The 7,387-nt window shown below is 43.4% G+C and carries 4 protein-coding genes and 1 tRNA gene; 4 read left to right on the forward strand and 1 reads right to left on the reverse strand.

Annotated elements, in window-relative coordinates; translation table 11 throughout:
• Positions 1 to 318 precede the first annotated feature (318 nt).
• From Q4574_RS16000 to Q4574_RS16010, 3 genes are all read left to right on the forward strand, one after another.
• Positions 319 to 3,009, forward strand: coding sequence for a TonB-dependent receptor (locus Q4574_RS16000; RefSeq protein WP_303475286.1), 2,691 nt, complete (start codon positions 319 to 321; stop codon positions 3,007 to 3,009).
• A gap of 130 nt (positions 3,010 to 3,139) precedes the next feature.
• Positions 3,140 to 4,108, forward strand: coding sequence for a metallophosphoesterase (locus tag Q4574_RS16005; protein WP_303475288.1), 969 nt, complete (start codon positions 3,140 to 3,142; stop codon positions 4,106 to 4,108).
• A gap of 2 nt (positions 4,109 to 4,110) precedes the next feature.
• On the forward strand, positions 4,111 to 6,078 hold the full coding sequence (locus tag Q4574_RS16010; protein ID WP_303475290.1) for a phytase: 1,968 nt from the start codon (positions 4,111 to 4,113) through the stop codon (positions 6,076 to 6,078).
• A gap of 55 nt (positions 6,079 to 6,133) precedes the next feature.
• Here Q4574_RS16010 and Q4574_RS16015 read toward each other — a convergent pair whose 3' ends face one another.
• The gene (locus Q4574_RS16015) at positions 6,134 to 6,817 is read right to left on the reverse strand and encodes a PEP-CTERM sorting domain-containing protein (RefSeq protein WP_303475292.1); all 684 of its coding nucleotides are present in this window, start codon (positions 6,815 to 6,817) and stop codon (positions 6,134 to 6,136) included.
• A gap of 271 nt (positions 6,818 to 7,088) precedes the next feature.
• On the opposite strand from Q4574_RS16015, the gene Q4574_RS16020 reads away from it, so the two are divergent.
• Positions 7,089 to 7,165 (forward strand) — tRNA-Pro (locus tag Q4574_RS16020).
• The last annotated feature ends 222 nt before the right edge of the window (positions 7,166 to 7,387 follow it).

Below are 7,387 nucleotides of genomic sequence, written 5' to 3' on the forward strand. Positions count from 1 at the left end.
TGCTATGCGATTGATGCTGTGCAAGGACAATGCTGACACAGTTTTATTTCAGCGCAGGGGTCATATTGGCTCACTAAGATGACAATATAATGAATGTCATTGCTTTTTTGCGTAAGGGATTTACGACAATCCTTTGACTCATAAGGGATAGCAGGGAGGTCAAATAAGCTCACTAAGGTTAATAATGCTTTCTAAACAGGGGATTATTGCAGGTGATTGCGGCAAGTATTTGATTGCCTGTCATAAAAATGTCATTGCTGCTACTTAGGTTGTCTCGCCATCAAACACCATCCTTAGAACGCAACCAGAGACGTTATAATGAAAATGATTAAATCCACTTTAGCCATGGCGTGCTTCGCCGCGCTTTCCTGTCAAACTGTTTTAGCTGAAGACGGCGGAATTCAAGGTTTACTTACTGATAAAAGTCAAACTAGCTACATTCAAGGGGCTGAAGTTAATATCAAGGAACTCGGACAAAGCACCGTTTCTAGACGAGACGGCAGCTTTCGTTTTGTTAATTTGCCTGAGGGTAACTACACCCTAGAAGTGAAATATTTGGGGACACCCACTATCGAAGTACCAGTGACTATTCGCGGTGGAAAAATTCTGCAACAAGACATTAGCGTTGGAGCGCCGGCTAAAGAGTTAGAAAATGTCATTGTATACGGTCAGCGAGCAGGGCAGGCGAGTGCGATTAACCTGCAACGCGTTGCAGACAGTATCAAATCCATTGTATCGGCAGATGCTATTGGTCAATTTCCAGATCAGAACGCAGCAGAAGCATTGCAGCGTTTACCGGGTTTATCCATTGAGCGAGACCAAGGCGAAGGACGCTTTGTTGGTATTCGCGGTATCGATCCAAACCTGAATAATGTCACCATCAATGGCGTCAATGTGCCGTCCCCTGAAGGCGGTGTGCGCTCTGTGGCGTTAGATGTCATCCCTTCGGAGTTGATCCAAGGGTTGGAGGTATCTAAATCAGTTACCTCAGATATGGATGCCGACGCCATCGGTGGCTCCATTGAAGTGAAAAGTTTAAGTGCATTTGACCGCCAGGGTACCAGTGCCAGCGTTAATGTGCAGGGGAGTCAAAATCAGCTGCGGGATGAAATGAGTCCAAAAATATCTGGCAGTGTCACCAATGTTTTCGATGATGTGTTTGGGGTGGCTGCTGCATTATCATATGCAAAACGTGACTTTGGTTCAGACAATATTGAATCCAACGGTGATGATGAAATAGAGCAACGCTATTACAGTATTTCAAGGGAGCGCATCGGTGCTGCGGTGAATTTAGACTTTCGTCCTGATTTTAACAACCGTTATTATTTACGCACCCTTTACAGCAGCTTTGCCGACGATGAATATCGTATGGCCAATACCTTTACATTCGATGGCGAAGATTCAGAAATTGAACGCGGCAGTAAAGATCGTGAAGAGACACAAACCATCTTATCTATATCTGCTGGTGGTGAGCATCACTTAGATGATTGGTTAGTTGAATACCAAGTGGGCTATTCAAAAGCCGATGAGGATGATCCTCAAGCCTTGTATTACACCTTCGTGGGTGAGGAAATGGCCATCGATTCTGATATGCAGGGGCAGATCCCGCAAATCACCCAAGATGCCGCCGCGATGGATTTAGCGAATTATGAATTGGATGAAGTGAGTTTAGAAAAGAGTCTTGCCGAAGATACTGAAACTATGCTTAAAGCGGATTTTACTCGTCTGTTTGATTTACAAGATGGCTCCTTTGAGCTGAAGTTTGGGGCTAAATACCGTGGGCGAGAAAAAACGACTACGGCAGACATCTTCATTTACGATGGTGATTTTGATGACATCGACCCCACAATGTTTTCAGTTGATCAGCCAGATTGGGGATTAGGCGATTTTGGACCCGGTTTAAATCGTTCAGGTTTACGTAACTACTTTAACCAAAACAGCACTAGCTTCGAATTGGCCGAACTGGATTCCGAAGTTGAATCTAATGGCGCGTCCTATGTGAGTAACGAAGATATATTTGCCGCTTACATTATGGGACGCTACGAATGGGACAAACTAACTGTGGTAGCAGGTGTTCGCTACGAAGATACGGATTTCAATACCTCGGGTATGCGTGTAGAGCTCATCGAAAATGAACAAACTGACGTAGAAGAGGTTGTTAATACGCCGTGGGAAAGCGATAGAAGTTACGATCACTTATTACCCAGTTTGAATTTGCGTTACGAGTTCACCGATAAACTCATTGCCCGAGCAGCGTTTACCCAAACCCTTTCGCGTCCTAAATTTGAAGACGCGGCGGCATTTCAAATTATTGAATCTAAAACCGAAGAAGACGAGGGGGAATTTATTACCGAGCGCGAAGCAGAAGTGGGTAACCCTGAGTTGAACCCATTTGAGTCTGATAACTTTGATTTAACCTTAGAATATTATCCGGGTGATATTGGCGTGCTTTCGGCAGGGTACTTTTACAAAAATATCGACAATTTTGTGATCATTGCTGACGTCGCAGATTCACCAGAGTGGGACGGTTTTGATGAAGTGATGCAACCTATTAATGGCGAATCAGCTAAGGTCAGTGGACTTGAGTTATCTTGGGTAAAAGCCTTCGATAACGGTTTGTTGTTATCTGCAAATGGTACCTTCTCAAGCTCGGACGCCACCACTTTATTAGACGGTGAGCGTTTTGAAACATCTTTGCCAAATCAATCGGACAAAATAGGTAACTTCACTGTTGGATATGAAAGTAACCTAATGAGTTTACGTTTAACCATGACCTACAAAAGCGAAAACTTAGAAGAAATAGATGGCGATTTAATCCGCATGGAAGATGATCATCAGCAACTCGACTTTACCAGTAAGTACTTTATTCAACAAAACATGTACCTGTACTTCAATGCGATTAATATCACCGATGAAGGCTTCTACAACTATTTCGACCAGCGCAGCATCAATGCGCAGTATGAAGAATACGGTCGGACGTTTGAGCTTGGATTTAGTTGGATGTTGTAACTTGCATAAAGCGAACATCCTTTAATGGGGTGTTCGCAATTAAGGTATTGAGCTGTCGTTTCACAGTTCTCAATGTACGAGATGATGTATTGAAAATCTCGTTTGTCTTATTTCGTAATCTGGAATAACAATGTTAATTAGATATTTAATACTGCTGGGGTTATGTTTAAGTTCCATCGATGCTTTTGCCAAGCAGGTTTATGATCAGCACTTTTATAATACCCATAGTGTGCAAGCCCTTGAGGTTCCTGAAAATAGTCTTAGCTTTTTGATTTTGGGGGATTGGGGCCGCAATGGTCATTATCAGCAAAAGCCTGTGGCTAGAATGATGGACATTGCCATGCAGCAACTTGATGGTGAGTTTATTGCGACAACCGGTGACAACTTTTACTCAAACGGTATAGCCTCAGTAGACGACCCGTATTGGCAAACCTCCTTTGAACAAATATATGATGGCCCGAATTTATTTGAAGATTGGTACCCCACATTGGGGAATCACGATTACCGTGGTAATTGGCAGGCGCAAATAGATTATTCTAAACGCAGTCGTCGTTGGGAATTTCCTGCGCCTTACTATGCTAAAACCTTTGCGGTGGGTGATAACAGCCATATGTTAGTTTTGTTTATTGATACCAATCCGCTTAATCCCGAGTACAAAACTCGTGCTAAATATGCCGAAACCCAAAAGCAAGATGGTGAAAAGCAGTTACACTGGATTAAACAGAAATTAGCTAACTCTACCGCTAAATGGAATATTGTGATTGGACACCATCCTTTGTATTCCAGCGGTAAACGTTATGGTAAAACCGCAGGAATTCAGCGGGTATTAGAACCGATTTTTGAACAGTTCCAGGTGGATGCCTACTTCGCTGGCCATGAACATGACTTACAACATAATCGCCCTGAGGGTAAACAGGTAGAGCACTTTGTGTCTGGTGCAGGATCGGAACTACGTCCGGTGCAGCAGCGGGAATTTACGCAATATGCTATTAGCCAAGCCGGGTTTTTAACTGTCTCCGTGGGAGATGACACTATGCTAGTACAATTTGTTAGCGCCGCAGGCGAGCGCCTGTATCACTATAGTATTGGCAAGGAATAAATATGAAATCACTTTATTTATGGATTGCGGCCTCAGTTGTTCTGTGTGCCTGTCAAACCGAAACTGCGGTCACCTCCAGGCAAGCCGCCGACTCCCATCATCCAACCGAAATTAAGCAAACGCGTCCACTATTGGCCGACGAAAAGCAAGTGGTGGCGGGTAAGTCCGCGTTACCTATTTTGCACAATAAACAGCAATATTGGCTGTTAACTAGCGAAGTTAATGGCATTTCATTAGTTGATGAACATGGACAGATCCTCAGTACCTTTGCCGGTAACATGGAAATGCTCGATTGGCGGGATAATATCCAAATAGGCAATGACACCTTTGGCTTAATAACAACCAACGACAATAACAATCAAGAAATACTGGTGCTCGGTCTGGACTGGCAAAGCAAACAGTTATCGTTGCTGACGACCCTTGCACACCCTGAAGGGCAGGTGGAGGCACTTTGTTGGTATCAAATGCCCCAAGGACACTTGTCAGTATTTATCGCCGACGCCCAAGGCACGGTGGAGCAACGTATTGTGGTTGATGGTACTTCTGAAACCTTAGTCGACATGCCTGTCCATGAATTTATCGGTACCCTTCAAACTAAAAGCTGTGGGGTAGATGACCAAGCAGGCATTTTGTATTTAGTCGAAGAGAATATTGGTTTGTGGCAGTATCCCGCTGATCCAGAGGCGGAACTTGTTAGAGACTTAGTGGCTGCAGTTAAACCTTTTGGCCAGTTACAAGGGGAAATAACCCATGTTGACGTGCTAGAAAACGGTGATGTGTTACTCAGCACCCCAGATCAACAAGGTGTGTGGCTTATACATGGACAGAACCGAGAAAATACTCGTTTTATACCTTTAACCGGGATACAAAAACCAGAAACGACGAATGGAGTGCTCCACTCTTCAAAACTGTTGTTGGGGATCTTTGATGATGAACACACGGCATATTCCCAACTTGAACTCAAGTTTCCAAGTTCAAAGCAAACGGCTTCTCAACCTAGTTTTGCCACTGTTAAGGCATATGCTCAAACACAGCCCATGGAAGTGTTTGGTGATGCAGCCGATGACCCTGCTATTTGGGTAAATACCTCTGAACCTGCACAAAGTAGAGTGCTTGGCACCAATAAAAAACAGGGCATGATGCTGTACGACTTGCAAGGTAAGTTATTGCAACAGCTTAATGTAGGGCGCGTAAACAATGTGGATATTCGTTATGGTTTTACCTTAGGGGAGCGTACTTTCGATTTAGCCGCGGCCAGTAACCGCTCCACCAATAGCATTAGCTTGTTCTCATTGCAGCCAGATAGTGGTGACTTAGCGTATTTGTCAGATATTCAAACAGATTTACGGGATGTCTATGGCCTTTGTATGTATCAACAAGATGACCAATTTCATGTTTTTGTAAATGATACCGACGGGCGTTTTCAACAGTATTTATTAATCCCGGAAAACGACAAGATCAACGCTAAATTAATTCGGGAGTTTCGGGTGCCCAGCCAGCCTGAAGGTTGTGTGGCTGATGATAAGCATCATCAGCTGTACTATGGTGAAGAATCTACCGGTGTTTGGCAAGTGAGTGCTCGTCCTACCAAAGCTGCTGCTAGACTGATCGCAACCACCTCAGACACTTTCGTGGCCGATGTTGAAGGCATGGGCATTTATAATCTCGATGACAAACGTTATTTGGTGGCATCCAGCCAAGGTAATAACAGCTTTGGCGTGTTCGACTTAGATGAGAACGCGCGCTATTTAGGTAGTTTTCGCATCAACATGGATTTAGCGGCGGGTATCGACGGTGTTTCTGAAACCGATGGTTTAGAGTTAACTTCCCAACCGTTAGGTTCACGGCTCCCAAACGGCTTATTGGTGGTGCAAGATGGCCGAAATAGGCTACCTAATGCCCCGCAAAACTTTAAGCTGGTGGATGGAAAGTTAATTAAGCAGCTGATACAACAATGGTTAAATAAGTAATACGAAAAAGCCCCGTTAAATCGGGGCTGTTTGGATATTAGTAAACGAATTTAGATTAGTGTTTTTTAAATTGGCGTCTACCTAACATTAATAAGCCCAAGCTTAAAATTGCAATTAATGAGGGCTCTGGAATATCGTTTGGATCTGGATCAACAACCTCGGCTTCACCAGCAACACCAATGGTGAAACCATGCCAATACTCAGTTAAATGAGTAAAACTAATTGAGGTATGACTTCCTGCTGCAAGCACGACACCATGCAATTCGCCACTAGCGGTGAAACCGGTATTGTCACCGTTCACGGTTGCAGTGCCACTACCCCAGTAGCCGGTGCCTATGCTTTCAAATTCAATTTCTGTATCGAATAACACATTTTGGCCATTCCAACTATTGAGCGCGATATAGACATTTTCAATGGCTGAACTAAAGGATATAGTGACTTCACCTGCCGCGCCTAATGCTACTTGTTCACTAGGCAGTGGTGCATTATCAATGCTACCGTTGGTATAAGCATTGCCTGTCCAGTAGTTAGTAGCTGTGCCGGTTTGTACAAAATAGTGACTGCTGCTGTTCGTATACGTGACATCAATTATACTGCCGCCAATGTCTAATTGCCCAGTTGCAGAAGAAGCACTATCCTCACTCATCCAGTCAGTCCAATACACAGGGAAACTGTGGGCATGTAAACTAAATAGGCTGAAAAACAAAGCTATACTCAAAATCTTGGGAAATAATTTCATTGATTTGTCCTCTAACTTAACAACATTACGTCTTTGTGCAAAAAATAAGCAAAAATACTACCAAAGTGCTAACTGCTTGTTCTTAAATTACTTGTAAATTGTTTTGTGGTAGTAGTTGTAATTTGTGTTAAAAAAATTGACATAATTCTTTGAAAAGACATGAACACAAGCTAAATGAAAGGAAAAACTGGTCAATCTATCAACAGTTAACAATTCAATCGATATTTGTCGTTGCAAAGTGTCGAAAAATAAGTAAACTGCGCAGCTCGGTCGGTGTGTAGCGCAGCTTGGTAGCGCACTGTCATGGGGTGTCAGGGGTCGGAGGTTCAAATCCTCTCACACCGACCAATTAATCTGCTCCCCTTATCTAGCTTGACTCTCAAGCGTTTTCCATATCAGAATACTCCTAACTTATTGAACACAAGAAAGCCATTGGGTCACCTTTTGGGTCACTACCCCATGGCCTAAAGACCATGCTACCGATTTTATATCTTGTAGGTAGGGGATTTATCCCCTACGTTTTTGTCCTCATGTTTCATGGCCTAAAGACCATGCTACCGATTTTATATC

Source organism: Aliiglaciecola sp. 3_MG-2023 (assembly GCF_030548205.1).
GTDB lineage: Bacteria > Pseudomonadota > Gammaproteobacteria > Enterobacterales > Alteromonadaceae > Aliiglaciecola.